Source organism: Ruegeria sp. AD5 (assembly GCF_056542345.1).
On record NZ_JBQFZR010000001.1, the window covers coordinates 1,567,284 to 1,593,681 of the forward strand.

At 55.0% G+C, this 26,398-nt stretch carries 17 protein-coding genes; 5 read left to right on the plus strand and 12 right to left on the minus strand.

Annotation, left to right across the window (positions count from 1 at the left end; translation table 11 throughout):
• Positions 1 to 2: 2 nt before the first annotated feature.
• The 4 genes from ACR0JG_RS07535 to ACR0JG_RS07550 are packed head-to-tail and all read right to left on the minus strand — an operon-like array spanning position 3 to position 3,919.
• Positions 3 to 659: an ABC-type transport auxiliary lipoprotein family protein gene (locus tag ACR0JG_RS07535; protein ID WP_170596158.1), complete on the minus strand. Its 657-nt coding sequence runs from the start codon at positions 657 to 659 to the stop codon at positions 3 to 5.
• Positions 656 to 1,972, minus strand: a complete 1,317-nt coding sequence (locus ACR0JG_RS07540; RefSeq protein ID WP_480568672.1) for an MlaD family protein — start codon at positions 1,970 to 1,972, stop codon at positions 656 to 658. Before ACR0JG_RS07540 ends, ACR0JG_RS07535 begins: the two co-directional genes overlap by 4 nt.
• Positions 1,973 to 1,977: 5 nt before the next feature.
• Positions 1,978 to 2,793 carry an ABC transporter ATP-binding protein gene (locus tag ACR0JG_RS07545; protein WP_480568675.1) on the minus strand — a complete coding sequence of 272 codons (816 nt, stop codon included), beginning with the start codon at positions 2,791 to 2,793 and terminating at the stop codon, positions 1,978 to 1,980.
• 1 nt (position 2,794) lies between these two features.
• Positions 2,795 to 3,919 (minus strand): ABC transporter permease, encoded by a 1,125-nt coding sequence (locus ACR0JG_RS07550; RefSeq protein ID WP_170422810.1) that lies wholly within the window; start codon positions 3,917 to 3,919, stop codon positions 2,795 to 2,797.
• 396 nt (positions 3,920 to 4,315) lie between these two features.
• Between ACR0JG_RS07550 and aspT the strand changes: the two genes are divergently transcribed.
• From aspT to ACR0JG_RS07570, 4 genes are read left to right on the plus strand one after another with little or no spacing between them, the layout of a single operon-like run.
• Entirely contained in the window at positions 4,316 to 6,001 is a 1,686-nt protein-coding gene (gene aspT, locus ACR0JG_RS07555; protein WP_170407834.1) for an aspartate-alanine antiporter, read from the plus strand.
• Between the two features lie 18 nt (positions 6,002 to 6,019).
• Positions 6,020 to 7,636, plus strand: coding sequence for a bifunctional aspartate transaminase/aspartate 4-decarboxylase (locus ACR0JG_RS07560; protein ID WP_480568679.1), 1,617 nt, complete (start codon positions 6,020 to 6,022; stop codon positions 7,634 to 7,636).
• A 55-nt stretch (positions 7,637 to 7,691) separates the two neighbouring features.
• Positions 7,692 to 9,593 (plus strand): PAS-domain containing protein, encoded by a 1,902-nt coding sequence (locus ACR0JG_RS07565; RefSeq protein ID WP_480568682.1) that lies wholly within the window; start codon positions 7,692 to 7,694, stop codon positions 9,591 to 9,593.
• Positions 9,594 to 10,295: a response regulator transcription factor gene (locus ACR0JG_RS07570; RefSeq protein ID WP_170394537.1), complete on the plus strand. Its 702-nt coding sequence runs from the start codon at positions 9,594 to 9,596 to the stop codon at positions 10,293 to 10,295.
• Between the two features lie 74 nt (positions 10,296 to 10,369).
• Here ACR0JG_RS07570 and ACR0JG_RS07575 read toward each other — a convergent pair whose 3' ends face one another.
• The 5 genes from ACR0JG_RS07575 to ACR0JG_RS07595 all read right to left on the minus strand — a co-directional run bounded on the left by ACR0JG_RS07575 (position 10,370) and on the right by ACR0JG_RS07595 (position 19,047).
• Positions 10,370 to 11,680, minus strand: coding sequence for an HlyD family type I secretion periplasmic adaptor subunit (locus ACR0JG_RS07575; protein WP_480568685.1), 1,311 nt, complete (start codon positions 11,678 to 11,680; stop codon positions 10,370 to 10,372).
• Positions 11,664 to 13,796 carry a type I secretion system permease/ATPase gene (locus ACR0JG_RS07580; RefSeq protein WP_480568688.1) on the minus strand — a complete coding sequence of 711 codons (2,133 nt, stop codon included), beginning with the start codon at positions 13,794 to 13,796 and terminating at the stop codon, positions 11,664 to 11,666. Before ACR0JG_RS07580 ends, ACR0JG_RS07575 begins: the two co-directional genes overlap by 17 nt.
• On the minus strand, positions 13,793 to 13,975 hold the full coding sequence (locus tag ACR0JG_RS07585) for a hypothetical protein (protein ID WP_480568691.1): 183 nt from the start codon (positions 13,973 to 13,975) through the stop codon (positions 13,793 to 13,795). The genes ACR0JG_RS07580 and ACR0JG_RS07585 overlap by 4 nt, the downstream gene beginning before the upstream one ends.
• A gap of 367 nt (positions 13,976 to 14,342) precedes the next feature.
• Entirely contained in the window at positions 14,343 to 15,149 is an 807-nt protein-coding gene (locus ACR0JG_RS07590; RefSeq protein ID WP_480568694.1) for a SapC family protein, read from the minus strand.
• Between the two features lie 64 nt (positions 15,150 to 15,213).
• Entirely contained in the window at positions 15,214 to 19,047 is a 3,834-nt protein-coding gene (locus ACR0JG_RS07595; RefSeq protein ID WP_480568697.1) for a beta strand repeat-containing protein, read from the minus strand.
• 349 nt (positions 19,048 to 19,396) lie between these two features.
• Here ACR0JG_RS07595 and ACR0JG_RS07600 point away from each other — a divergent pair, with 349 nt between their 5' ends.
• Complete coding sequence (locus tag ACR0JG_RS07600) at positions 19,397 to 21,310, plus strand: dockerin type I domain-containing protein (protein ID WP_480568700.1); 1,914 nt, start codon at positions 19,397 to 19,399, stop codon at positions 21,308 to 21,310.
• A 20-nt stretch (positions 21,311 to 21,330) separates the two neighbouring features.
• Here ACR0JG_RS07600 and ACR0JG_RS07605 read toward each other — a convergent pair whose 3' ends face one another.
• From ACR0JG_RS07605 to ACR0JG_RS07615, 3 genes are all read right to left on the minus strand, one after another.
• Positions 21,331 to 22,638, minus strand: coding sequence for an HlyD family type I secretion periplasmic adaptor subunit (locus tag ACR0JG_RS07605; protein WP_480568703.1), 1,308 nt, complete (start codon positions 22,636 to 22,638; stop codon positions 21,331 to 21,333).
• Positions 22,638 to 24,377, minus strand: coding sequence for a type I secretion system permease/ATPase (locus ACR0JG_RS07610; protein WP_480568706.1), 1,740 nt, complete (start codon positions 24,375 to 24,377; stop codon positions 22,638 to 22,640). Before ACR0JG_RS07610 ends, ACR0JG_RS07605 begins: the two co-directional genes overlap by 1 nt.
• 360 nt (positions 24,378 to 24,737) lie before the next feature.
• Positions 24,738 to 26,069: a nucleotide sugar dehydrogenase gene (locus ACR0JG_RS07615; protein WP_480568709.1), complete on the minus strand. Its 1,332-nt coding sequence runs from the start codon at positions 26,067 to 26,069 to the stop codon at positions 24,738 to 24,740.
• Positions 26,070 to 26,398 lie beyond the last annotated feature (329 nt).

The following is a 26,398-nucleotide window of genomic DNA, read 5'->3' on the forward strand; positions in this document are numbered from 1 at the left end:
CGCTAGCTAGGTGTTGATCGAGGGTTATTGAGCGTATGCGTATGGATTTTGCGGATGCTCCATTCCACGGCATCCCGCATTGTCTTGCCCAAGGCGATATCAAAGGCCTCAACCAGTTCGGGTGTTTTATCGCTGGTCGCCAGCACTGCTTCCTGGAATGAGCTTGAAGCGATGATCTTGTCCTCATACTCATCGATAATCTTAATATTGATGCGCACTTCTACGCGGACCGTCTTCGTGTCTTCGGTTTCGCTGATGACGATGCCCTGAAATTCGCGCAGATCAGGCGCGATCACATAGTCCGCTCTCAGGCCTACGGTCGAACGTCCTACCGCCGCGACCTTGCCCGAATTTTCGTAGCTTTCGACCATCAGCGCCTGCACAATTAACGGCGCGCGATCCACCCATCGGGCCCGCGGCAGATACTGTACCTGAAGCAAGGTGGGCTGCACGGCGATCTGATCGGTGTTCACGGCCGCCGTCGCTGTGGGCTCTTCGACAACGATCTGTTTTTGGATTCGCGGCAGCGATGACGAGAACGTGCTTTTGGGTGTCAGCAAATACAAGTCATTGGGCTTAGAAGCCTGCCGCAGCGTGCCCAAGCCCGTGCAGCCCGTCAAAGCGGCCAAAACCAGAGTCAATATTAAGGGCCGTATCATTGACGAAACTCCGATGCTTGGGTGCCTAACAAAAAGCGGGCCGGGTCGCGTTCGACCTTGTCGACCAATCTATCCAGACTGATGACCAGACGCTGTGATTCCTCGATGAACCGGATGAACTGAGGCAACCCAACGCGCAAGAAGTCCGAAACCTGACGGCGGTTGTCCTGAACGATCCCGTCGATGGTTCTCAGCAGATCCGACGCCGATTGGGAGGCGCTGAGAACATCGTCGGAAATCTTGTCAATCTTTTCGGTAATATTCGAGACGGTTTCCGCGACCTGATTGGCCGCCTTACTCACATCTTCAGCGACAGGTGAGATATCCTCGTCCATCACGCGGTTTGCCGAGTCAAACGCCCTCTCTGCTGAATCGAGCGCCCCTTTGGCTGAATCCATAGTCGATGTAACCGATTCAAGGGTGGTGTTTGCATTCAGAACAGTCTCGCTGATTACCTCAAGCGTAACGCTGCCTTCATCTGACAGCCGAGTCAGCCTTTCGGCCAGGATTGACCCGCGTTCGATAAAGGGCCGGATATCTTCCTGAATCACGCTTTCAGCACTGGCAATGGCGTTATTTGCAGTCTCTAGCGTTGTTTTGGCGGATTCTGAGGTCTCTTTGATGCTCTTCAGCGTGTCCGTTCCTGTGCTCAACGTCGTCTCGGCCGTGTTCGCCAACGTATCCAGTCTCTTGGTAAATTCTCCAACGTCTTTGGCCGCACCGCCCAAATCGGACGAGAGCGACTGGAAATCCGTCAGAGTTTTATCCAGCTTGCCCGACGCTTCTGCCAGATTGTTCAGGATATCCGACACCGCCTTTCGGTTTTTGTCATCAACAACCGAATTGAGGTTCTCCAACAGGGTGACCGCCTTTTCCAGAACCTCTGGCGCACCCTCAAGCAAGGATTGAATCGAACTGCGCTTGCTTGGGATGACACTGTTCTGGGCCAGCCTTTCTGCGGTTGGGGACCCGCCGGAAAGCTCAACATAAGCAACCCCTGTCACACCCAGAGATTGCAACTGTGCGATGGTTTCTTTGGTAACAGGGATGTCGGCATCAACCTCAAGCCGCACTCGCACCTTTGACGGGTCATCTTTGTCCAAGTCCAGGGAAACCACCTGACCCACAGGCAAGCCGTTGTAATTTACGCCACCTGCAGCCGACAGGCCCGAGACATTGTCGAACAACACATCATAATAGGCGTATTGCCGGGTCACTTCGAATTTGGCGAGCCACAGAAAGAACCCGAAGGCACCAAGGATGCCCGCCAGGGTGAACGCACCGATCAGGATGTAATTCGCTCGGGTCTCCATCGCCTCTACCTGTCCTGCCCCTTCTGTTGTGCCGCACGGGCGCGGGGGCCTGTGAAATATTCCTGAACCCAAGGATGGTCGACCTTGGTCATCTCTTCTATCGGACCTTCAACCAGCACGCGTTTTTCCGCAAGTACCGCAACGCGATCACATATGGCATAAAGGCTGTCCAGATCATGCGTTACCATGAACACGGTCAGCCCCAACGTGTGCTGAAGTTCCCCGATCAGGTCATCATATGCGGCGGCCCCGATCGGGTCCAACCCGGCAGTTGGTTCGTCCAGAAAAACGATTTCGGGGTCCAGCGACAGGGCGCGGGCCAACGCGGCGCGTTTACGCATTCCGCCGGACAGTTCAGAAGGGAACTTGCTACAACTTAGTTGAGGCAAGCCAACAAGACTGATCTTCAGACCACCCAGTGCGGCCATCAATTTTTCACTGATACCCGTGTGCTCGCGCAGAGGCGCCATCACGTTCTGCAATACAGTCAGTGAGGAAAACAGTGCACCGTCCTGGAATGCCACACCCCAGCTTCTTTCGATCCGCTGACGTTCTTCTTCGGGGCCGTTAAGAACATCGACGCCAAGTACCTCAATACTTCCCGACTTGGGCTGGTTCAGCCCGACGATCGTACGCAAAAGCACGGACTTCCCAGTGCCCGATCCACCGACAACACCCAGCACTTCACCGCGCCAGACATCGAGGTTGAGGTTGTCGTGGACCACTTGCTCGCCGAACTGGTTGGTTAAATTGCGCACACGAATAACGGCCTCGCGTTTCGTGTCGGATTGGGGCTTGTCCTGAAGCGCGGCTCCATCCATGTCAGATCCCCAACTCTGAGAAGAAGATCGAAAACAGGGCGTCGATGGCGATGACCATAAAGATCGATTGCACGACCGAGGCCGTCGTCCGCTGACCAACGCTTTCGGATGAACCTTTGACCTGCATAGCCTGCCAGCAGGCAATGACACCGATCACCAGTGCAAAGAACGGTGCCTTGATCATCCCGACGGCAAGCTGTGCGACGCCGGTATTTTCCTTCAACCGGGTCAGGAACATGCCGGGGCTGACACCGAGGTCGATCCAACTCATCAACGCTCCGCCGATCAGGCCAGCCATATCGGCAACAAAGCCAAGAATGGGCAACATGATCAACAGCGCCAGAACACGGGGAATGACCAAAACTTCAATCGGATCCAACCCCAGGGTGCGCATCGCATCAATCTCTTCCTGCACCTTCATCGAGCCAATCGAAGCCGTAAAAGCCGACCCGGAGCGACCCGCGACGATGATCGCTGTCAGCAGGATACCAAGCTCACGCAGGATCGAGATGGAGATCAATTCGACAACAAAGATCTCAGCCCCGAACTGTTTCAACTGCGTCGCGCCCTGAAAGGCCAGAACGACGCCGATCAGGAAACCCATCAAGGACACAATCGGCAGCGCCTTGAAGCCGACTTGCTCCATCTGTGACACCAACGCAGCACGACGCAGTCGCCATGGCATGATCAGAGTCCGTACCAATCGATGCAGAGTAAGGCCAAGAAAGCCGATGATTGATAATGTGTCCTGCCAGGCGCCAAAAGTTTTTTGCCCAATCCGGGCAACCCAATTCACAAAGCCATGCGGCGGCAGTTCTTCTCCTGTAACCTCGGATATGTTGTGCGATACTGTTTCGATCAATGACGAATGCGCAGGGGCCAACCCTTCGAGCTGGACCTGAGCGCCCTCGCTTCCCATCCGCTGCACCAGATTGGCGACTAGCCAGGCCCCTCCGGTATCCAGCGATTCCACCTGCGACATGTCCACAATGACATCTTGGCCGTTGGGCTTTTGGGCAGCAAAACCCGCTTCGACACGATCCAACGATTGAGTGCGCAGATCTCCGGCAAGGCGGATACAAACGCCGGTTGCGCTGGTCTCGGAAATAATCGTCGGCCGTGTCATAGCGGTATGTGATGGCAAACACCGGGTCGCTGCAATGGATTTGTTCGAACCCCTCAGGATTTTGCGCCCGCGCATTGCGGTAGAGCGACAGTGAAGCCCATGGTTCCGGTTCTAGAGCAGGCAGAGCGGGCGAGCCATGCGTTTCGAGTGTTTGCATTGTGGGGCAGGCTCAGTCGGGGTGTTCTGAATGAGGGCGGACAAGCAGAACTATTAATATTCAGATAATTATAGACAAATGTCCTTTGTAAGGTATCGTGAGACCGAAGTTTTCCTGTTGCGGTTGTGTGTTCGAACAGGCGGCTTGGTCGGGCAGCAAGTGGGCCAATTGGGCGCTTCTTCACCTTGTCTCCGGCTTTTGCCTCAAATGCCTGTCAGGCGCGGATTGAGAGGTGATTGATGGTCGATTGGCTGGTGCATATTCTTCAAAACTACCCTGAACTGGCGGTGTTTCTGTCCATCGGTATCGGCTTTCTCGTTGGTCCCTGGAAACTGATGGGGTTCAGTCTGGGCACGGTCACGGCAACGTTGTTGGCGGCGGTGGTGATCGGGCAGGCCCAGATTGAAATCGACTCGGCGGTCAAATCGACTTTCTTCATCTTGTTCATCTTTGCTGTGGGCTACGGTGTCGGACCTCAGTTCATCCGCGGCCTGAAAGCAGACGGCGCGCGCGAGGTGTTCTTTGCGCTCAGCGTGCTCGCACTTTGCCTTGTAATCCCGATCATCGCAGCCAAGGTCGCGGGTCTGGAACTTGGCTATGCCGCGGGGCTTTATGCCGGATCGCAGACGATTTCAGCGGCGATCGGCGTTGCCACCGACCAAATCGGCCAGCTGGGCCTGTCGGCGGAACAGGCCAAAACCTATGCGAACCAGATTCCGATTGCCTATGCGGTGACCTATATTTACGGCACAATCGGGTCGGCCATCATTCTGGCCAAGATCGGCCCGCGTCTGATTGGCGTCGATCTGGTCGCGGCCTGCAAGGAATATGAGGCTAAGCTGGGTGGCACGACGTCGGTTGAAACCGGTGATGGCATCGTCTCGGCATATCGCGCGATCGAGGCGCGGGCCTTTGAGATCCCAGAAGGTAGCGATTTGCTAGGGCAACCGGTCAAAGATCTGATGCCCGGTATCCGCATCTATGCCGAACGCCTGAGACGCGACGGGAAGATCATAGAGGTAGATGATAACACCGTATTGCAGGCCGGAGATGTTGTGATGTTCTCAGGCCGCCGCGCTGATCTGGTGAGTTTGCTTGAGACCAATCTTACAGAAGCTGACGCGCCTGATCTGCTGAGCATACCGTCGGAAAAACTGGATGTTCTGATCACCAGCAAAGAGGTTCATAATAAGACGCTTGAAGAGCTAAGCAAACTGTCGATCGCGCGGGGCATTTATGTCTCGAAACTGATGCGAAACATGCAGGATTTGCCGCTGCTACCCGGGACAGTCGTGCATCGTGGTGACATCGTCACAATTCAGGGTAGCAAGCGTCATGTCGAGGCCGCAGTTGCCCAGATTGGCTATGCCGACCGCCCGGTAGACACCACGGATCTGGCCTTTGTAGGCTGGGGGATTTTCATCGGCGGCATCATTGGAACACTGTCAGTCATGATGGGTGGTTTCCCGATCAGCCTTTCCACCACCGGAGGCGCGCTGCTGGCTGGGCTGGTGCTGGGTTGGCTGCGTACGGTGCACCCGACCTTTGGGCGCATCCCGGGTCCGGCGCTTTGGTTGATGAACACTCTGGGTCTGAACGTGTTTATCGCGGTGATAGGGATCACCGCAGGGCCGGGATTTGTCGCGGGACTGCAACAGGCCGGTATTGCGCTGCTGCTATGGGGAATCGTCGCGACTTCGCTACCAATGATCTTTGCAGTTTACGTCGGGCATTACGTGTTCAAATTCCACCCGGCCATTCTGTTTGGTGCCTGCGCAGGTGCGCGCACCACGACAGCGGCGTTGGGTATGATCCAGGAAGCCGCGCAAAGTCGCATCCCGGCGCTTGGCTACGGAATGCCGTATGCGATTGGAAATACATTATTGACCATCTTCGGGATGGTCGTTGTTTTGATCCTAAGCTGATTTGGAGAGGTTCACGTTATGGATAGAGTAACGCTGCACGATTACGAAGCACTCAGCCCGTTTCAGATCAAGGATGAGCTGATCAAACTGGCCTCGGCCGAGGCGCGTAAGGCCAATAGCGCTTTCCTGAACGCGGGGCGTGGCAATCCTAACTGGGTTGCCACCCGTCCGCGTGAAGCGTTCTTTGCCCTTGGTCAATTTGCCATAACTGAATCCAAACGTGTGATGGATCACCCCGCTGGTTTAGGCGGAATGCCGGCGCAAAAAGGTTGCCATGGGCGGCTGCAAAGCTGGGCGTCTGATAATTCCGAAACGCCGGGCGTCGATACGCTGCTTGAGCTCGTGGCGCATGCCATATCCGCATTTGATTTCGATGCGGACGAGTTTGTGCATGAACTGACGGATTCGATCATCGGTGATAACTATCCGGTGCCTGACCGCATCCTGAAACACAATGCCACCATTGCCCATGAATACCTGATGTGGTCCATGTGTCGGGGCCACCGGCCTGACGCTCAGTTCGATCTGTTCGCAGTCGAAGGCGGCACGGCGGCGATGTGCTACATCTTCAAGACGCTCAAAGCCAACCGATTGCTGAACCCGGGTGACACGATAGCTCTGTGCACTCCGATCTTCACGCCTTACTTGGAAATGCCTGAGTTGGAGGATTACAGCCTTGAATCCGTGCATGTGGAAACCGATGAAGAGGATGGTTTTCAACTGACCGACCAAGCAGTGGAAAAGTTGAAAGATCCCAATGTAAAAGCGTTCTTCCTAGTCAATCCCGGCAATCCGTCTTCGGTCGCGCTCAGTACCGCGTCACTTCGCAAACTAGCGGATTTGGTGGAGAATCACCGGCCTGATCTGATCGTGCTAACGGATGATGTTTACGGCACCTTTGTGCACGATTTTACCTCGGTCATGGGCCATCTGCCGCGCAACACAATCGGTGTGTATTCCTACTCGAAGTATTTTGGCTGCACCGGCTGGCGTCTCGGCGTGATTGCCGTGGCGCAAGACAACATCTTCGATCTCAAGCTGGCGGATCATCCGGATGAGATCAAACAGGCCCTGGACAAGCGCTATGGCACGCTTAGCCTGACACCACGTGACATTCGCTTTATCGACCGGCTTGTGGCCGATAGCCGCGATGTGGCCCTGAACCACACAGCAGGCCTGTCGCTGCCGCAGCAGGTGATGATGACGCTGTTTTCACTCAGTGAATTGGTCGACAGCAAGAAAATCTATCAGACCGCCTGCATGGAGCTGGTTCATCGCCGTTTCAAACTGCTGACCGAAGCGATGGGCGTCGAGGTGCAGGCAGGTGAGCATTACGACGCCTATTACGGCATCATCGATTTCGAATATTGGTTGCGAAAATATGTCGGTGAAGATGTCGTGGCTTGGATCAAGCAGAATGTTCACCCATTGGATATTGCGTTCAAATTGGCGGAAGACTATGGGATCGTTCTGCTGAACGGCAGCGGATTTGATGCTCCGGGCTGGTCGGCTCGCGTGTCCTTTGCGAACCTGCCGGACGAGGCGTATTCGCAGATCGGGACAGCCGTTCGATCAGTGGCACGCGGCTATGTTCAAGCCTACCGTGCCGCGAACAATTTGCCGCTGCACGGATAGGTAAATCTCCCTACACCTGCGCCTGAACTGGTGATACCCATGGGCGCAGGGGAGGATGAATTTGGACATTTCCGAACAGCGCATCAAGGCGATGACCACGGCTGGCCTGAACCTGATCGGTCAGGCGCTGTCAATTTATGACAGCCAATTGCGTCTCGTGGTCAGCAACCTGCGGTTTCAGGAAATGTTCGACCTGCCAAACGAACTTGTCGAGCCGGGGGCTCTGTTTCGCGACACCATATATTTTCTCGCTAGCCGCGGGGAATACGGTTCGGTCGGTGATGTTGACGAGATGGTCGAGCTACGCGTTTCGCAGGCCCTCGCGTTCGAGCCGCACTATATGGAGCGGACCCGGCCCAATGGTCAGGTGATCTCGGTCGAAGGTGCACCTTTGCCCAATGGGGGTTGGGTGGCCGTCTATACCGACATAACTCGCACGAAGCGGGTAGAAGATTTGCTGCGTGCCCGTTCAGAAGAACTGTCTGGCCAACTTCTAAGCCATGCCGAAGAGCTTTCCGCAACCAACCGCAAACTGGCCGCAACCATCACCGCGCTGGAAGAAGCCAAGCGTCAACTGACCGAGATCGAGGCCCGCACGCGGATGACGACCGAGATGATGCCGGCTCATATCGCGCATCTGGATGCCGATGGACGATACGATTACTCAAACCGCCGCCTCAGTTCGGTCATGCCCGGCCGTCCGTCTGACATTCTAGGCCTTCATATATCAAAGGCTTTGGGGTCATCTGCCTATGACCGAGTAAAGCCACATCTGGAACAGGCCTATGGAGGCCAACCTTCGGTTTTCGAGTTTACCGAAGATCAGGATTCACGCCGCATTCGGGTATCATTCACCCCGGATAAAGCGGGTGGTGTTTATGTCATGTCGGTGGATATCACCGAAGAAACTCAAGCCCGTGTCGCCCTTCAGCAAACGCGGCGCAGAGCCATGGCGGCGCAGATGACAAGCGGGCTTGCCCATGACTTTTCTAATTTGCTGACCATCATTCTGGGCATGCAGGCGCGATTAGAGAGGATGGATCTACCCGAGGAAGCCGATCAGCTAGTCACGGCTACGCAACAAACTGCCCGACGCGGGGGGCAACTGCTGAATCGCATCGCAGACATGACCGGCAATCGCACGCCGCAACCTCAGGCGACGGATATGCGCGGTTTACTTGAGGATTTGCGAATCCTCGCCACCCCGTCCTTGCCGCGGGGCATGGGGTTGTCGGTGGTCAATACTCTACCCAACAAGGCGCTGATGCTCGATCCCGGCATGGTTCAGGATGCACTGCTGAACCTGGTTCTGAATGCGCGGGATGCTTGCGGCACATCGGGCCAGATCACGATCACTGCGCATGCAATCGGGACAATATGGGTTGAGATCACGGTGTCGGACACTGGCCCGGGGTTTACCGGGGAAGCATTAAAGAAGGCGTTAAACCCATTCTTTTCCACCAAAGGCAGCGATGGCTCGGGGTTGGGACTTCCAATGGTCTACGACACGGTAAAGCTGGCGGGCGGTGACCTTAATTTGCGCAACACGCCTTCTGGTGCTTCGGTCGTGATACGTTTGCCCTACCGTCCTGCCCCGTCCGCGCAAGCGGGTCTCGTATTGTTGGTTGAAGACAGCGATGACCTGCGCAGTCAGTTCCGGGACATGCTGGTCGATTTGGGGTGTTCGGTGATCGAGGCAAGCTCGGTCGATGAAGCTTTGACCTTGACGTCGGAAATCGGTGATATCGCGCTGGTTCTATCAGATATTAAGCTGGAGGGCGAAGGCACTGGGATCGACATTGTCGACCGCCTGAATGGTGCGTTGCCCTGTATACTGATGACGTCGCTGCCGCTAAATGACCCGCTACATCATCAGGCATTGACCCGTGCACCTGTCCTAAGCAAACCATTCACATCGTCGCAATTGTCGGCGTTGATCCGAACCGAGGCCGCCTGAATGACACAACCTTTGGTGACCATTCTCGATGACGAACCTGAAATCCGCCGTATCCTAACGGAAGCGCTGGAAGATGCCGGGTTTCAAACTCAGAGCTTTTCACGTGCCCGTGAATTTGAAGCTTCGCTGAAAAGGGTCACTCCGGATCTGTGTTTGGTGGATTTATCATTGCCGGATACTGATGGACTTGCACTTGTGCACAAACTTGCGCTTGAGCAAGGTGCTGCCGTCATCATCATATCAGGCCGCGCTCAGGTGCAGGACCGGGTAACGGGATTGGAGCTTGGCGCAGATGATTACATCACCAAACCATTTGATCCAGCCGAAGTAATTGCTCGGGTCCGCGCCCGGCTACGCTCTACTGGACCAGCAACGCCGAATTCAGACATAGCCGAATTCAATGGTTGGACCGCACAGTTTGATCGATATGTCTTGATCAATGCCGATGGCGTCGAGACACCTTTCAGTCATGCCGAAGGTGAGGTTCTGCGATTGTTTCTTGAAAGTCCCAAACGCCTGATCAGCCGCGCGCGCATGCAGGACATGTTGGGTGGCGGGGCAGGTGACAGCTTTGACCGCGCTATGGATGTTCGGATTTCCCGCTTGCGAACGAAGCTGGGCGAAGATCCCAAAAACCCGCGCCTTATTAAAACGATATATGGTGCGGGATATATCTTTCTTGGTGACGTGACCTGGTCTTAGTCGTCGGTCCCCCCCGACGCCTAAGATGTCTATCGGCTGGCGCTTTGCTATCTGCTGCCCATCTGTCGTTTTCTTCAATCGCGCAGCGCCTCGTCTTTTATCTTCAGAACAGGTTGGATCAGATAATCCAGAACTGACTTTCGCCCCGACAGAATATCGACCTGAGCGATCATTCCTGGGATGATTTCAACCGCTGTACCACCCGCATCCAACATCGTGTCTGAAGTCTGAATTTCGACGACGAAAACCTCTTCCTCACTTCGTTCCGAGCGAGTGATGGTGTCGGCACCGATGCGAACGATCTCACCATCCAGACTGCCGTACCGCGAAAAATCGTAGGCCGTGATCTTGATTTTGACCTTTTGCTCTGGGTGCAGGAAGGCGATGTCTTTGGGTCGAACATAGGCTTCCACCAACAATCGGTCGTCCAACGGAACAATCTCAATCAGTTCCTCACCGCTTCGGGCCATCCCGCCGATCGTCGTCCGGTGAATCCGGTTTACGACACCCCGTACGGGGGCCCGGATCAGCGCGCGAGACGCACGGTCACGCAAAGAGGGCAGGGCAGGTTGCAAGGCGGCAAGCTCTGCCGAAACCAAAGCCAGATCAGTTAGTGCGGCACTACGAAACCGACTGCGCGTCGCGCGGACCTTGTCACCCACTTCATCCAGCCCGGCCTTCAACCGGTTGATCATCGCCTCTGCTCTGACCTTGCGGCCTTTCCATTCCGCCTCGCTACGGCGCAGGGCCAAAAGGGTTGTTGCCGGTTCCATCTTCTGTTCGACCAATGGCACCATCATAGCGCGCTCATCGGCCAACACATTCAGGGTCTCGGTTGACGTGACCTGGTCAACCAATCCCTCTTCGTACTCGCGTTGCCGCTGTTCGCGCTGTCGAGAGAGAATTGCAATCTCCGCTTCAAGTTCTGCTTGCCGACCGTGGTACAGCGCAGTCTCCGACCGCACGACGTCTGGCGCGCCAGTCAGAAGATCGTCGTCGAACTCAAGCTCAGCCCCATCGATTTCGGCACGTAGTCGTTGTGCGCGGGCCATCAAACCAAAGGCACGCTGTTGCTCTTGGCTCAACTCTCGTTCGATCTGAGTAGTATTCAGCTCCATCAGCAATGTACCAGCCTCAACCACCAGACCCTCGCGCACGTGAACGGACCGCAAAACACCGGGTTCGGTCGCTTCGATCACCTGAATATCGCCGGATGGCACGATACGCCCATCTGCCCTCACGACATCGTCGAGTTCAGTTAAATGAGCCCAGGCGACGGCGCTTATCAAACAACTGAGTATCAGGAGCAGCAGCAATGATCCCCGCAGCGGTGACCCTCCACGCATTTCACGGGCGAGGCTTTTCAGATCAGGATGCCGCGACATTCAGATGCCTCCCGTGTTTGCGAACTGTCTGCGTCAGGATGTTTTTGGGTCCGTCCATCGCAATTTTGCCATCCTCAATCACTATGACCCGATCAACCAGTTCCAACAGGCTGGTTCGGTGCGTCACGATGATCATCGTGGTATCTGGCGTGGTCTTTTTAAGGCGGCGTATAATTTCGGATTCGGATTTGACGTCCATCGCGCTCGTAGGCTCATCCAGCAGCAGAACAGGAGGATGCCCGATAAGCGCCCGGGCCAATGCAATCGCCTGCCTTTGACCACCTGACAATCCTTCTCCTCGTTCGGCTACAGGCTGATCATAGCCCCGTGGGTGCCGCGCGATAAAATCTTCGACACCTGCAATGCGCCCTGCACGGATCAGTTCATCATCACGCGGGCGCACCGACCCGCTGGCAATGTTTTCCCGGACGGTACCGGAAAACAGCCAGATGTCTTGCAAGACTGAACCAATATTTCGCCGCAAGTCACCGGGATCAATCTGGCGAATGTCCAGCCCGTCCAACATCACCGAGCCCACGCGCGGTTGGTAGAGGCCCAACAGCAGTCGCGCAATCGTACTCTTGCCCGACCCAATCTGGCCCAGGACAGCGACTTTTTCACCGGGTTCGATTGTAAATGAAACACCTTTCATCGCGTCTTCCGTTTGATCAGGATATGCGAAATGAACATTGTTAAACGTTATCCGCCCGGAAAACTCGGATCTGCTGATCCAAGATTTGCCTTCAGGCCGCTCGTTGCTCGCCTGCATTAACGTGTCCAGATTGCGGTAGGCACTGCGTGCCTGATTGACACGTGTCAGGGTTTGCGCCAATTGTCCCAGCGGTGCCAGGGCACGGCCGGTCAGCATCACCGACGCAACAAGTGCCCCCATGCTCGTCTGGCCATCCGTGATCAGAAATACACCATAAAAGACGATAAGAACTTGCGCGGCCTGCTGAGTAAATCCAGTTAGGTTCAGGGCAAATTGAGTAACGGCCCTGCTGCGTGATCCGTAGTTTGACTGGCGTGCAATTGCACCTTCCCACCGCATTCGCATCTGCCGACTGGCGGCGGTTGTCTTGATGGTTTCCAAGCCTGATACAGCCTCAACCAGAACAGATTGCTTGGATTGTCCGTCTGCAAAACTTTGTTCAGCAAGACGCGACAGGATCGGTTGAACAGCCAGTCCGCTGAGAAGAACGACTGGTACAGCGAGTGCCGGAACAAGCGCCAGCGGGCCGCCCACCATATAGATCGCGAATATGAATACCGCGATGAATGGCAAGTCTACGACAGCGACGAGTGTGGCAGAAGTAAAGAATTCACGCAAAGTTTCGAATTCGCGGATGGTACTGGCCATTGCACCCGTTGAGCCCGTTCGGGACGACATGCGAATATTCAGCACCTGGTCAAATACTCGCCGTCCCATGGACATGTCAGCATTCTGGCCGGCGCGATCTATGAACCCCGCGCGAAGGAGCTTCAACGCGAAGTCAAAAAGAAGCGCCAACCCCACGCCAAGCGTCAAAGCAATCAGCGACTCGGTCGCCTCGTTGGGCAAGACCCGGTCGTAGACGATCATGATAAAGACTGAGGTCGTAAGTCCCAGAACGTTTGCCATCGCCGCAGCCAGCGCCACCTGAACGTAAGACCAGCGGTTTGCGGAAAGGGCCGACCAGAACCAATGACCCCGCTGATCCGCTTGATCTGCGTTAACCTCGTCGCGGTGCAAGGGTCGAAACAACAATGCATAGCCCGTGTAGACTTCGCCCACGCCGCTTTCGGGAACCTCTCCGATACCGTCATCCAAAGCGGGGTCGTAAAGCAATAGATCGCCATTGCGCGTGCGCCCGTGGTACACAACGGCGCGATCGCCTTCCAACAACAAGATCGCAGGTGCCAGCGATGCATCAAATGCCGATAGCTTTCGCGCACCAAACCCGACCTGCAGGCCTGCTCGTTGTGCCGCGTGCATCGCATCGCGCACGGTCAACTCACCTGTATCACCAGATTGGCAGGCGTTCAATGCTGCAACTGTCAATGGCCGCTCAAGTGTCGCCGCGACATTCAACAAGCAAGCTTCCAGTTCGGTCAGAGTTGCACGATCAACATTCATAGCGACTTATCCAGCGTGTCCATCGTGAACCCCGGAAAATCCAGAATGTTCTCGGTTAGGCTCGATGAGGCGTAATTGGCCAAAGCGAAGTTCTGTTCTGCCAGAATCAGCCGTTCCTGTAGCTGCATGTAGTTGCGTTTCGTACCCGACACTCGGGATTTCGCGGTCAATACACCCATTCTAGATTCATGACCGTTTGATACCCGCAAGTAAGACGGCAATTCACTACTATTGGAGTTCGTCTGAACAGGCTGCGCTATCAACCCCAATATGGCCTGAGCCAAAAATGCACCGCCAGCGGCATTCTGGGAAGCTTGGATTGTCCTTGTTTTGGACCCACTTCGTGCCACAATCGAACTGCTCTGAACAACCTGTCGCACTGGTTGGTCAAAAGCGTTCTTTGAAAGTTGTTTTGACCGTGCTGTTGCGCTTGCTCCGGTCGTTCCTCGCGTTAAAGATGTCTCGACATCGGCTAGGTTGGGCGTTGAGGTGCAGGCTGAAACTGACAGTAACCCCGCTGTTATGCCAAGGATTCCAAGCCCGAACTTAACCCATTGCATGGATCGCGCCCTCCTTGCATTGTCCGTGCCGAACCTCTTCAGCAAGTGCAGTCATGAATCCGCCAAAGGTGTCGTTTTGTTCTGAACTCCTCGTGCCTGATTGGCTCTGCGCACTGGACAGCCACACGCAATGCGACAGGGATACTTGATGAGCGTGAATCAACTGTAGCGCGTCGCTAGAAAGTAGGGCCAATTTATTAGACTCGGGCAATTGTTCCAGCAGAATTGGATCAACGCCCCAGTAACCCTCGGTCAAAGTGATGCCATTCTGTTCGCCCAGTGGTACAAGCAGACCCATTTCAGCGATCAAAGAGCAGACTTGGTCCGTTTTGTTTGCCGAGGCCAGGCGATTTTGCAGAAAGCGGCGCACACGGCAGAGATCCTGCGTCAAAAGTCCGTCCACTGTAAAAAATGGTTGGTCTTTAGGGTCATGTGTAACCAACCCTGAATCCTCGTCGACAAACAGACGTGACCGAGAGTCGCCCTTTTTCATAGCTTCTGCCTGGAATGGAAAGCAACGCAACGCTGAGGGCACATAAGGCGCAAGCCAGCGACCGTTTTGGTCGACGAAGGGCGGTGCCATTTCCGGGATGACTGAGAATAGTGCGACGGGAGAAAAACCTGTTTGGTTTGACAGGAACACAATCGGAAAAGATGTGGCAATTTGCGGAACTTCTGAGATGACGATGGGACAGGCGTCCATCTCTGCAACAAATTGGTATGATGTGAACCGGCGCCAGAATCGATTCCTGTGCCGTACAAGGCTAACTGGGAAAAGGCCGTTCTCTGCCATGTGATCCTCTTGTTTTGAAGAGGCGAGGCTACATTTGTGCATCGCCCCAAGCTACGAGCGCCGTTTAGGCTGAAGCGCCAGTTGGGTCAGTGATCAGGATGTTGTCGTCGGACAAACTGCTCAGATCGGAAAGGCCATCGAACTGTGCAAGCGCTTCGACCGACGCCGAATCTGGGCCAGAGTAGTCAACCTTCACCAGAATGCTGTCAGTGCCGTCCGTTGCCAGCAGATACATCTCATCACCTGATTGAGCACCATTCAGGTTTTCAGCTGCGCTAGTGATTGTATCCAGATCAAGGTCCGAAAGCGTGGTCTCCAGCCCGACGAACCCGGTGTTGGCACCAATTGTGCCGCCGGCCACCAAGGTCTCCACACCGGTCCCGTCGCCGCGAAGCGATGTGGTATTCAACCCCTGGAACATCAAGGCGTCAGAAACGCTGGCTGCTGGGCCCAGTGTGAACCCATTGATCGTATCAATGCCATTTGAAGATGGGTCAGCTTCGAAAACGATGACGTCTCGACCCGCCCCGGACACATCTATGGTGTCGTCGCCCTGGTTGCCGCGGATGACATCATCAACATCCGAGCCCGTAATGGTATCATTCCCACTGGTGCCGAGATGGAGCTGTGATGGCCCTCCGTCTGGAGTGGTCAACGTCAAGACGATGGGTTGGTTCGCGTCCTGAACTGTCATAGTAAATGTCACCACAGGCTGCGATAAATCCCCATAGCTCGTGGCCGCGCCCGCGAAACTGATTGCGGAACCTCCATTCGGGTTAGCCAGAAAGAGATTGAAGTCAGGGTTTTCTGTCTCGGAGCCGCTATCGTAGGTCGCCACCGAAGGATCGAACCCCAGCTCGGCGGTAAAGGCCAGACCGCTTGAGATATCGCGATCGGAATCTGCGTAGACCTCGAACGTCACTGTCGTTCCGCTGCGACCAGCTTCAACGATGGTGTAGGCCGCCGGAACATGAGCAATTGCCTGTTCGGACACCGGATCAGGATCGGGGCCGCCTGCGACTGTCGCCTGTGCCGCGAAATCGAGGGCGTCTCCCGCTTCAATCGAGGCAAAGCTTGCAGCAGGCGCGGACAGGGTCCAGCTCCCATCGGCTGCAACTGTGGCCGAACCAAGCGAGACCGAGTTAAGCGTGAGATCGACCGCTTGTCCGGCAGACAGGCCTGCGGAACTGCCTGATACGGTCATTCCAGTGTTTTGTGCATCGATCAGCGACACGGCACTATTGGCACCCACATCATCGATGTAGAGGATAGGTTTGAAATCCGTGGCCAACATGGTTGTCGCATCGGTTGCCGGGTTTCCTGCGGCGTCTTGAACCGATGCCGTGACCGCAAAATTGCCTCCATCGGCCAAACTGACCAAATCCGCCGAAGGAATGCTTGTGCTCCACAAGCCACCAGAAACCACCGCACTGTAGGTCTGGCTATTAAGGCTAATCGTTACAATCTGCCCGTCCTCGGCATTTGTTGTCCCCGACACATTGAGGTCTGTTCCCTGTTCAACGATATCCAGAACCCATCCAACCGAAAGCGGGTTCAATGCAATTGTTGGTGCGCTGAGGTCGGTGCTGAAACTGGTCGTCGCAGCATTCGTGTTGCCAGCCGCATCCGTGATTGAGGCGTTCACGTCATACGTTTGCCCGTCCTGCAGGCCGCTCAAGTCTGCAGCCGCAGCTGCGAATGTCCAGATGCCACCGTTTACTATGGCGATTCCGCCGGTCAGAGCCGCACCTCCGGACTGGACGATCTGTACCGAAACTTGCGTACCATTGGCCGCATCAGAAGTTCCTGAGACCACCAGATCCGTTGCTTGTTCGGTCAGGTTGACTACTGCTCCATCTGACAGTGATGATATGGCGAGCGACGGGGCGGAGAAGTCCGTGTAGAAGCTGTTGGTCGCCTGTATCGCCAGATTACCGGCGGCATCCGATACATCCGCTGTCACGCTGATCGTAGCCCCATCGGGCAGCGCCGCCAAATCCGCCGAGGGGACACTTACCGACCACCCCCCGGTTGAGGCCTGTCCAGTGTAGGATTGGCCGTTCAGATTTACGGTGATTGTCTGACCATCTTCGGCGGATGTAGTGCCCGTAATGGTCAAGTCCGTACCACGTTCCGCAGCATTCAAAACCGCTCCGTCCGAAAAACTGTCGATACTCAGAGTTGGGGCGGTGACATCTTTGGATAAGTTGACGCTGGCTTGCGGGGCGACAAGGCCGTCGGCGTCCGTCACGTCGCCTGTGATATTGAAATCTCCGCCATCGGCAAGCGCAATGAGATCGGTGCTGGGGATTGTCACACTCCAACTGCCGCCCGAGACCGAGTCGGTATAAGTCTGCCCATCAAGTGTTACTGTTACCTGCTGCCCGTCGGTTACGTTCCCTGTTGTCCCGCTTACGACCAGGTCAGATCCGGCTTCGACCGCATTCAGGATAGCCCCGACCGACAAGGGAGTGATCGCAATTGATGGGCCCGTAAGATCGACCGGAACGGATACCGATATCGGTGTTGCCGAATTGCCTGCTGTGTCGCTGACGGCAACTGAAACGGATGCGGGCACACCGGTAGTCAAACCAGACAAATCGGCATTCGGGATCGTCACTGACCAACTGCCGCCCGATACAGAACCCGTGTAATCCTGACCGTCGAATGATACATTGACCATCTGGCCGTTTTCAGCTGTGGTCGTGCCCGACAAGACAAGATCCCCAACGACATCGGCCAGATCTATTGAACCGCCACCCACTGGGTTTAGTGTCAGATCAGGCGCGGTCAGATCAGTGTCAAAACTTCCATTGGCCTGAGCTGCTGGGTTCCCAGCGCGATCCGATACATCAGCCGTCACCGTGACGCTTGACCCGTCTGGCAGCGTGGTAAGATCTGAAGCGGGCACCGAAACGCTCCAGCCGCCGCCCGAAACGGTGCCACTATAGGATTGTCCACCAATCGCTACCGTTACGGTCTGCCCATTCTCGGCATCCGTTGTGCCAGAGATTTCGAGATTTGTGCCTTGTTCTGCAGCATTCATTACCGCACCCGCCGAGAATGTATCGATGGTCAGGACCGGCGGAATGGTATCAACATCGAACCTTGCGGTTTCAGCCGATAGCTCCATCCCGCTACCATCCAGATGGCGCACGGAAACATCCGAGATCCCCTGAGGCAGGGCCGCTGCCTCGGCCTGCGTCAGTGAAACGCTCCAGCTTCCGTCGCCTGCAGGAGTGACTGATTTTGTCACCGATCCGATGGTAACTTCGACAGTCGTTGTTCCATCCGGCGCTGTTGTTTGGCTGCTGAGATTGCTCAATGCGTTTGATTGCAGCTCAGCCAGGTTCAGGCTGGGCGGTCGAGGAGGTGAGGGGGTAACGGTGGGTTCGGCATCAGTTTCATCGTCGCTGTCTCCACCGCCGCCGCCTCCGCCACCGGCAGCTGCAGCACCGGCTATTCCCAACCCGCCCAAGGCCAGCCCGGCACCGCTTACGCCACCTGCGGCCTCTGCGGCTAGACCTAATTGTGCAATTTCGCCGACGACTTCATCTGCAACCATTATGGTGCCGTTTTCCAGAATCTGTACGTTCTCGGCAGAGACAACAATCGTCCGCCCATCTGTCAGTTTCAGCTGCACGTCGCCATTCGAAAGCAGCTTTGCCACCCGAACGCCCGGAATTGACTCAGCAAACTGATGAGACGCAAGCTGTTCATTGGTGGCCTGCGCAAGAGCTGGTAATGCGAATAGTGTCGAGCCAAGGCCGCCAGCAACCCCGCGTCCTACCCATCGCTGAAGTTTTTTGTCGAACCATTTGCGGATATGGCGCGTACGTTGCGCATCGGGCCCGGCGTCCGTGGTCGATTTATTGGTCGAAACGGTATCTTTGGTCATTTTGCCCTCTCATTAGATGGACGCTGGTCGTTGCGTGATATGCTGTTTTCGGCCGATCTGGTCTGTGGTTTGATCTTCTGAGCCATTCGACCGCTGCGAAAAATTTGAGTTAATCTGGAACTGAAGTCCTTGTTTTCACCACATTTCTGTTCTGGTTCAGAACCGAACATCGTTTCATCCTGTATGTGTTGCCAGGGGTGGCAGGGGGTAACGGGCGATGATGCTTCAGTTCGAAAGAGTGGTGGCAACGGGGACCGCAGCGCTCGATTCAGGTATCGGCGATACGGCTTTAAAAACGTTTAACGGGGAAACGTATCTTTACAGCACGAGCGGATCCGGGGGAGGGCTCGTGTCTTGGCGCCTTGTGGAGGGGGCTGGCCCACAAGAACAGGACCAACAATATTTCGATGCCTCGATTGCCCATCAGGTCGGGCACAGCGGAACCCCGATTCATCTGGCGGGCAATGATCAACTGGTCCTCGACGTCGATACTGCCACAGGGCTTGTGGGTTATCAACTAAACGCGGATGGCACTATCGGTGCCTTGCAAGAAACCAATGCCTTGACGGGCGGCGGGGATATCGCTGCAGCGGTTCAGGTGACGATTGGCGCTGGCGACTTGCTTGCGCTTGCGCATGAGGACACAGGCCAGATCGGCACCTACAGTATTAATGGTGATGGATCGCTGAGCCCGGCGCATAGCATCAACGCGTCTGCCAGTACGCTTCAGACCCTGCAATCGGGGTCGAATCATTTCATAGTCGGCGCAGATGCAACCAGTGGAACAATCTCGTCATATTCGATCGATCAAGGCAGCGGCGTGCTCTCTGAGGTTGCCGGTAATGACGATATCCAAACGCTGGGCATCAGTTCTCCTACGGCGGTTGAGGCAATTCAAGCCTATGGAAAGTCATGGATTGTTGTGGCCGGATCGCAAAGCAATTCGCTAAGCGTTATGGAATTGGGCGCCAGCGGGCAGTTAAAACCGACGGATCATATTCTGGACACCCTGCATACCCGGTTTGGGGCCGTACAGGATCTTTCAGTCCTTGAGGTTGATGGTCGGGTTTTCGTGGTGGCTGGGGGCGGGGATGATGGGATCACGCTGTTTACAATGACGCCGGACGGGCAGCTCATCCATATGGATAGTTTTGCTGATACCCTGGACAGTGGATTGCAAAATGTCCAAACGATCAGCGTTGCGCATATGGGGGATGAGCTGCAGATATTTGTATCATCTCAACAGGATGCAGGGCTCACTCAGTTGAGCGTATCGATTGCCGACCTTGGAATTGTTGTCGAAGGCTTCGGTACAGTAACCGCTACCGCGCAGGACGACATGCTAAAAGGCGGTGTACTGGACACTATTCTGGACGGCGGAGCAGGGGACGATATGCTGATTACGGGCACTAGTTCCACGACCATGACGGGTGGTGCTGGCGCGGACATCTTTGTGATCCGTCAAACAAGTGGCCCGACTGTGATCACGGACTTTCAGGCCGGCACCGATCGTTTGGATCTGACCGATTATCCTTTTCTGCGCACCCCAGCGCAGTTGGATTTCACTTCCACCGCTCGAGGCGCCCAAATCGCTTATCGCGACGAAACGATAGAACTTGTTTCAGCTAATGGCACCTCCCTGACAACTGAGCAGGTATTCGGCGCAGGGTTTGGTGGTCCCGATCATATTCCTGTCAATCTGGGTAGCGGGCCGGATAACAACTCATCAGACGGGGTAGCTGGTGGGTTCACGCTGAATTCGACGACTCCAAACGCAGCGTTGGGAAATGCTGAAATCCGGTTCACCCCAGACGGAGGGTCTGCAGTTGTTGCGCAGGCAAATGCACAAGGTGAATTTGATCTGGATCTACCTGACGGCGCGTTTTCCGGCCAATTGGACATCATCAAATCGTATTCAACGGCAAACAGCGAGATAACAGCGCTGGATGCATTGCAGGTTTTGCGCATGTCGGTTGGACTTGATCCGACATGGGGTCCGGCAACGGCCGAAAATTACATTGCGGCCGATATCACCCGGGACGGATCGGTAAATGCGTTGGATGCACTGGCAATTCTTCAGGTTGCGGTTGGCCAGCCTTCTGCGCACAACGCTGAGTGGGTTTTTCTGGATGCAAATGCGGATCTATCCGGAATTTCACGCAGCAATGTCACCTACGAAACCGGAGCAGAGGTCACAATTGTTGATAGTGATCTGTCGGTCGACATGACCTCAATACTGCTTGGCAATATCGAGGCAGTTTGAATGAGACTGCGTGACCGGTGCTATTCTCGAAACGCGCGGTAGAAGTAATCTGCCAATGGTTTGACCAGGTAAGAAAGCGGAGTGCGTTCATCAGTTTTGATCATGGCTTCGACAGGCATACCTGGCAACAGTTCCTGACCATTCAAACGGTCCAGTTGTCCTTCGTCAGGCACAACTTCAGCACGGTAGAAGGTAAAGCCGCTTGTCTCATCTGTGAATGAATCTGCTGATACATTGATCACACGGCCATTCAGCTCAGGTGTGTCGCGTTGATTGAATGCGGGAAAGCGCAGGGCGACTTCCTGTCCGCGATGTAACTGATCCACATGCAACGCATCCACCCGTGCTGCGACCAACAAGGGCGTATCCTGCGGCACTACATACATCATCGGCTCGCCCGGCTGGATCACAGACTGGATGGCAAAAACCTGACTGTCGTAAACGGTGCCAGCGACGGGTGCACGGATGTCTAGACGCGACAAACGCTCGGAAAGGGAAAGACGACGTTCTGCCAGTTCTACAACGCGAGACTGCACATCCCGAAGCTCGGTGATGGCTTCTTCGCGCCGCGTGGCCTGCAATTCAACAATTTGAATTTCGGTCGTAGCGATCTGGCCTGTCAGTCGCGCAACTGTGGATTCGAGGCTGCCGATTTGCCCTGTTAGATTTGCCTCTTCCCGCTGCAATGCAGAAACGCGGCTGGCCTGTGTCAGGCCGCGATCAAGCAAACCTTGCTGATCTTCGAGCTCCGTTCTGATCAATTCGACCTGAGTATTCAGTGACGCCAATTGCGCCTGCGTCCCCTCAATCTCGTTCTGGATCTGTATCTTCTGTTTCCCAAGCTGGTCGATCTGCTGGGTCAGCGTTTCCAACCTGGCGTTGAACAGACGTTGTTGGCCTTCCAACAGATCGTCGTCGATCGATTCGCGGGCTTTGAGCTCTTGCAGATTTTGCTTTAACGTATCTGCGTTCGCACCATCCCGTTCAGCCTCTAGCCGGGTCTTTCGGGCAAGTAACTCAAATAGCTGAGATTCCACGATCGTTTGTTCCGAGGCCAAAAACGTATCGTCAAGCCGCAGCATCATCTCCCCACGCGCCACTGCATCACCGTCACGTACGAATATCTCGCCTACAACGCCACCATCGGGGTGTTCGATGACCTGACGATTGCTCTGAACTTCGATCACACCTTGCGAGATAATAGCTCCGGCCAGCTCAGTGCGGACGCTCCATAATCCCAGTCCCAGGATCAAAACTGCCAGAGCCAAAAGGCCGACAAAAGCGGGCGCTTTAATACTCCAAACGGGACGTGAACTCTTGTCTGCCATTATTCACCCACCTTATTCAGGTGCCTTTTGATAACGTTGGCGTTTTGGACCATCGTGTTCAAAACTTCATCGCGCCCACCGGATTTGACGATCTGGCCCTTCTCGACAACGACAAGATCGTCGCATTCCGAGATCGCCTGAGGCCGGTGCGTCATGATGATCGTGGATTTGCCCGCGCTCTTGAGCTCGCGGACCGCGTTGTTCAGGGCGAGGGTTCCGTCTGCATCCAGGGCCGAGTTTGGCTCATCCAATATCAACAATACCGGATTACCATAGAGAGCGCGCGCCAATGCGATCCGTTGTTTCTGCCCACCGGAAAGCTGGCTGTCATTGCCCTCAAGGAACGTATCGTATCCTTTCTCAAGCCCCAGAATCAGCTCATGCGCATTGGCTGTTTTCGCTGCGGCAACTACCGCTTCAGGATCAGGGGTTTGTGACATCCGGGCGATGTTTTCAGCAACCGTTCCGTTAAAGAGGGTCACTTGCTGGGGCAAATAGCCAATATGTTGCCCAAGATCATCAGGGTCGTATTGATCAAGTGTAGCGCCGGCCAAACGGATTTCCCCTGCCGCCGGTTGCCAAAGGCCCAACAACGCCTTGGCTAGGGTCGTTTTGCCAGACCCACTTTTACCAATCACACCCAGAGCTGTGCCGGGGCGCAACTCAAGTGCCGCATTCCGTAGTGTCGGTGTCTTCGCGCCCGGAGGGATCACCGTCAGGCCCTTTGCGACAAGATGTGCTTTGGGAACGGGCAGTTTGGTGCGCGACGCCTCGGGGGGCGTTGAATCAAGAAATGTGTTCAGGTTAATCCATGCCGTGCGCGCGCGTTCGATCATCGACCATTGACCCACCGCCATTTCGACCGGAGCCAAAGCGCGACCTAGAAGGATCGTGCCAGCAATCATAGCACCGGGCGTCATTTCGTTGCGCAGAACCAGCAACGCGCCAAGCGCCAGCATGGCGGATTGCAAAAACAGCCGCAGAGACTTAGTCAACGAAGTAAAGCTGCCGGTCCAGTCGCTTGCGGATATGGATTGAGAAAGCGCCTCGGTGCGTTGGTTCAACCAGCGTTTTGAGACATCTTCCTGCATGCCCTGAGATCTGACGACCTCGGCAGCTTGTCTGGCGTGTTCAGAAAATGCATTTGCTTTGGCAGAGGCGATTTGAGCATCTGCCACTTTGCGATGGGTCAACGCTTGGTTCAGTAGGGCGATAACAACCAGAAGCGTTCCGCCTGCGACGGCCAACCAGCCTAGCAACGGGTGGAACAGGAAAATTGCAGCCACAAAGATTGGAGTCCAAGGGATGTCCATTACCGCCAACAAAACGGGCGAGGCACATAATGCACGGATCGATTCCAGATCTCGCAATGCAGTCGCAGGCGCTGATCGAACCTGTGGGAACAATGCGCGTCGCATGGTCCCTTCAAACACGCGTTCATCGAGTGCCGATTGAAATCGCGCTCCGAACCGAGCCACAATTCGGCCGCGCGCATAGTCCAACATCGCCATCAGCGCATAAAGCAGCGCGACAAGCAGAAATAGCGCTGATAAAGTCTCGACCGAGCGTGAACCAAGGACCCGATCATACACTTGTAGCATGAACAGCGGTCCGGTCAGCATAAGCAGATTGACAAAAACGCTGAAAATGAAGGCAAGCGCCAGGAAACTGTTCCCCTGATTACGCACCTTTCGCAGCTCTTGACGCTGAGGCGGGGTGTTGCGGTTTTTCAAGCTCACGCGTTTTGGCCCTTGATTGCTCACAATTGGAACTCGTCAACAGCCAATCTTCCTGTACCCGAAGGCGGCCTGACATTTCCCGCAACTATATCTGCCTACCTGCACCGGAACAACGCGCGTTTCATGCGCCGCCAGTTGTTTAGGCGGTGTTCGTACCTATGAATTGATTGGAATGGCAGGAAAGTGCCGACATTTTTGCCTTGCGGGTCCAATACTCAGCGCATTCATCCAGCGCTTAGGACACCGTCAAACCATTCAGAGATTTGGTCCCGCGTAAGCGGTCATACGAGCGACAGCCGTTCCTAAGTACCATCCGCCAGGTGTTCCGGCCCTGCTCGGCAAAGCCGGTCGCAGTTTCATTTAAGCACGAACAATATTTTGCTCAGAGGTACGGTATTTACCGCGGGTGTCGATGAGGAGCTTCGCGTGATTTTTGATCAACTCATAATCAAAGGCATCGTGATTGGTCGCCAGAATAACTGCATCCTGCTCCGACAGAACCTCAGGGGTAAGGGTTTCAGATGACAATTCAAAGAAGTGTTCCCGCATCGTGGGAAATTCGGGCACATGGGGGTCCGAGTAGCTGAGGTCTCCTCCATTGTCTCGGATCAGCTCCATCAAGGTGACAGAAGGGCTCTCACGCATGTCGTCGACATTTTTTTTGTACGCGATGCCCAAAACCATAATTTTACTGCCACGAATCGCTTTGCTGCGATCATTCAGCGCATTGGCGAGTTTGCCAAACACATATTCCGGCATCGCCGTGTTTACTTCACCGGCCAATTCGATGAAGCGTGTGTTGATGCCGTATTCACGTGCTTTCCAGGTCAGGTAAAATGGATCGATAGGGATGCAGTGCCCTCCAAGTCCCGGACCCGGATAGTAAGGCGTGAACCCGAAGGGTTTGGTCGCGGCCGCGTCGATAACCTCAAAAATATCGATCCCCATGCGGTCAGCAACGATTTTCATCTCGTTCACCAGGCCAATGTTTACCGCCCGGTGGATATTTTCCAGAAGCTTTGTCATCTCGGCAGTTTCAGTCGAGCTTACTGGTACGAGTTTATCAATTGCGTGTTCATAAAGCGCGATACCCGCTTTCAGGCAGGCGCCTGTATGCCCGCCGACAACCTTTGGGATGGTATTGGTGGTAAAATCCGGGTTGGCTGGGTCTTCCCGTTCAGGTGAGTAGACCGCAAAAATATCCTCGCCGACCTTGAGGCCGTTCTTCTCAAGCCGAGGCAAAACTTCTTCTTTGGTTGTGCCTGGATAAGTTGTGCTTTCCAGCGCAATAACCTGACCCGGACGCAAATGATCTGATATTTGGTCACACGTATCGGTGACAAAGCTCAGATCTGGCTCGCGATATTTGTTGAGTGGCGTTGGCACGCAAAGCATAATGCCATCCGCCTCAGCGATACGCGAAAAATCCGTGGTAGCCTCGAACCCATTTTCCCGTGCCGCTGTGATGCGGGCATCGTCGATATGCTCAATCGAACTGTGACCGGAGTTTAAGTCCTGCACCTTTGTGGCATCCAGGTCGAAGCCAATGACCCGGTATCCAATTTCGGTATATCTGAGGGCCAGGGGCTGTCCGACATATCCCAGTCCAACAATCCCGATCACAGCCTGCTTCGCATTAAGTTTGTGTAGCAGGTTGTCCAGTGATGTCTGTGTCATGACAAAATCGCTCATTATCTAAGTCTGCGCAGGAAAGTCAGAGGGGGCCCGAATACGAAGTCGCGTCTCTACTAGTTGCTTTGGTGGAAAAGGCAATGGGTATTTGCTTTGCGAACAGTTTTGGCCATTGTAACTTCGTCAAGTTCGGAAGCCATTGACTTGCAGCTTTCACTTTTTTCCCGATTGGAAAATTGAACTGAAATCATGATTGAGTTCATCGGCTGGCTGACGCGCAGATAGCACGCCTAGACCCTTCATCCCGAAGTCGCCTAGAAAGCCCCGGTTCGACGATAGGTGTGTACTGAGAGAAATAGTCTTTTTCATTCACAATGATATGCGCTGAC

Coding starts and splice junctions, on each gene's coding strand:
- ACR0JG_RS07535 (WP_170596158.1), bottom strand. CDS start 659: ATGATACGGCCCTTAATATTGACTCTGGTTTTGGCCGCTTTGACGGGC.
- ACR0JG_RS07540 (WP_480568672.1), bottom strand. CDS start 1,972: ATGGAGACCCGAGCGAATTACATCCTGATCGGTGCGTTCACCCTGGCG.
- ACR0JG_RS07545 (WP_480568675.1), bottom strand. CDS start 2,793: ATGGATGGAGCCGCGCTTCAGGACAAGCCCCAATCCGACACGAAACGC.
- ACR0JG_RS07550 (WP_170422810.1), bottom strand. CDS start 3,919: ATGACACGGCCGACGATTATTTCCGAGACCAGCGCAACCGGCGTTTGT.
- aspT (WP_170407834.1), top strand. CDS start 4,316: ATGGTCGATTGGCTGGTGCATATTCTTCAAAACTACCCTGAACTGGCG.
- ACR0JG_RS07560 (WP_480568679.1), top strand. CDS start 6,020: ATGGATAGAGTAACGCTGCACGATTACGAAGCACTCAGCCCGTTTCAG.
- ACR0JG_RS07565 (WP_480568682.1), top strand. CDS start 7,692: ATGAATTTGGACATTTCCGAACAGCGCATCAAGGCGATGACCACGGCT.
- ACR0JG_RS07570 (WP_170394537.1), top strand. CDS start 9,594: ATGACACAACCTTTGGTGACCATTCTCGATGACGAACCTGAAATCCGC.
- ACR0JG_RS07575 (WP_480568685.1), bottom strand. CDS start 11,680: ATGTCGCGGCATCCTGATCTGAAAAGCCTCGCCCGTGAAATGCGTGGA.
- ACR0JG_RS07580 (WP_480568688.1), bottom strand. CDS start 13,796: ATGAATGTTGATCGTGCAACTCTGACCGAACTGGAAGCTTGCTTGTTG.
- ACR0JG_RS07585 (WP_480568691.1), bottom strand. CDS start 13,975: ATGGGTGTATTGACCGCGAAATCCCGAGTGTCGGGTACGAAACGCAAC.
- ACR0JG_RS07590 (WP_480568694.1), bottom strand. CDS start 15,149: ATGGCAGAGAACGGCCTTTTCCCAGTTAGCCTTGTACGGCACAGGAAT.
- ACR0JG_RS07595 (WP_480568697.1), bottom strand. CDS start 19,047: ATGACCAAAGATACCGTTTCGACCAATAAATCGACCACGGACGCCGGG.
- ACR0JG_RS07605 (WP_480568703.1), bottom strand. CDS start 22,638: ATGGCAGACAAGAGTTCACGTCCCGTTTGGAGTATTAAAGCGCCCGCT.
- ACR0JG_RS07615 (WP_480568709.1), bottom strand. CDS start 26,069: ATGAGCGATTTTGTCATGACACAGACATCACTGGACAACCTGCTACAC.